Origin of the sequence: Sphingobacterium sp. 40-24, from assembly GCF_001899705.1 — a bacterium.
In the GTDB taxonomy this organism is placed as follows: Bacteria; Bacteroidota; Bacteroidia; order Sphingobacteriales; family Sphingobacteriaceae; genus Sphingobacterium; species Sphingobacterium multivorum.
Genome location: NZ_MKWH01000039.1, coordinates 1 through 1,633, shown reverse-complemented (window position 1 = coordinate 1,633; position 1,633 = coordinate 1). Strand labels below are relative to the sequence as shown.

The window sequence follows — 1,633 nt, the reverse complement described above, 5'->3', positions numbered from 1 at the left end:
CGGATTGATCTGCGTTTGCCGGGAAACTTTCTTGATCTGTCTATCAAACAAAAGATAGCTGCGCTGGAACAGTATGGCATAACACTTACACCAACACAATACAGTGGTGAATATCCTTATTTCTACACCGTATCTACTATACATACGAAGTAATGAAAGTGTTGTTGACAGCGCTTTTTACAAGCGTACTGTTTTTCATGGGCAAGGCTCAGGAAAAAATTTGGGTACAGGGTACAATTGTTTCAGCAAAAGATGGTAGGGAGCTAGTGGGAGCCTCTATCCGGAACAAGACCTTGCATAATCAGGCTGCAAGTTCACTGAAAGGAAAATTTGCTATTCAGGTAGGTAATCATAAAGATTCTTTAATGATCAGTTGTGTCGGTTTCGTGGATAGGACAGTGGCCGCCGGATTTTTTGAGAAGCATAAGATATTGGCTTTAAATGCTAAGGAGATTTATCTGGAAGAGGCTATTGTCAGCACCGGTTATCAGACATTGAAAGCCAATGAGGTGACAGGGGCTATTGATGTAGTCGATAATAAGATGCTCAGTCAGCAGGTGGGAACTAACATTCTGGATAGGCTCAATAACATGACAACAGCAATTCGTTTCGACAATCAGCCGATTCAAAATGCTGACCTGCAGAAACTGAATATCTCTGTTCGAGGTTTGAGTACAATTAACGGAAACCTGGATCCGCTCATTGTGCTAGACGGCTTTATCTATGAGGGGGATATCAGTAATATTGATCCCAATAATATTGAAAGTGTCTCCATCCTGAAAGATGCTGCGGCGAGTGCCATATGGGGAGCCCGCGCTGGGAACGGTGTTATCGTCATGACTTCAAAAAAGGGCGCTTTTTCCAAAGAGCAGAACACAAAAATAACATTGTCAAATACAGTTATTTTGAAGGAAAATAGCGATCTAAATAAAATCTATCAACTCCAAAATGCGGATTTTATAGCAGTGGAGAAATATCTTTTTGAAAAGGGGTACTACGATTCGGAATTGCTATACCAGCCCTATCTGGCACAGTCGCCAGTGATCGACCTATTGGATCGACGTAAGCGCAACCTGTTTTCACCGGCAGATTCGGCCAGCGGTATAGCTAAACTCATGGGGCAAAATGGAAGACAAAACTATATGGATGCTTTTTATAATGTACCATTTGTCAATCAGCACGCACTGAATATCTCGGGCGGGGGGACACGCAACTCGTATGGGTTTGGTATTGGATATACCGGGAATAAATCCGAACTGGATGCTTTCGATAGAAAGGTCAATATCCAGCTGTCCAATAGTTTCAGACCTACTGACAATTTACAGTTGGATCTTCAGGTGCTGTATACCAATCAGGATAGCAGAAAAGGCAAACCTGAATTCTCATCGTTAAGCTATAGCAGTATGCAGGCGCCATATCTTCAGTTTCTAAATGAGGATGGTGGTGAAATCCCATTTGAAAAGGAATATAGGGCCAGTTATCTGAAAGAAAACTATACAAGTGGTTATCTGCCATGGGAATACTATCCACTGTCGGAATACAAATATGCGAAAGACCGACGGCAGAATAATGAATGGTTTTCGAGCCTGAACCTGAAATATAAGGTATTGCCTTACCTACACCTGAATGTCGG

The 1,633-nt window shown here is 42.1% G+C and carries 1 protein-coding gene; it reads left to right on the top strand.

The window, feature by feature from the left end:
- Positions 1–152: 152 nt before the first annotated feature.
- Positions 153–1,633 (top strand): TonB-dependent receptor plug domain-containing protein (locus BGP15_RS16390; protein WP_286770138.1); only part of this gene is annotated, 1,481 nt, incomplete at its 3' end.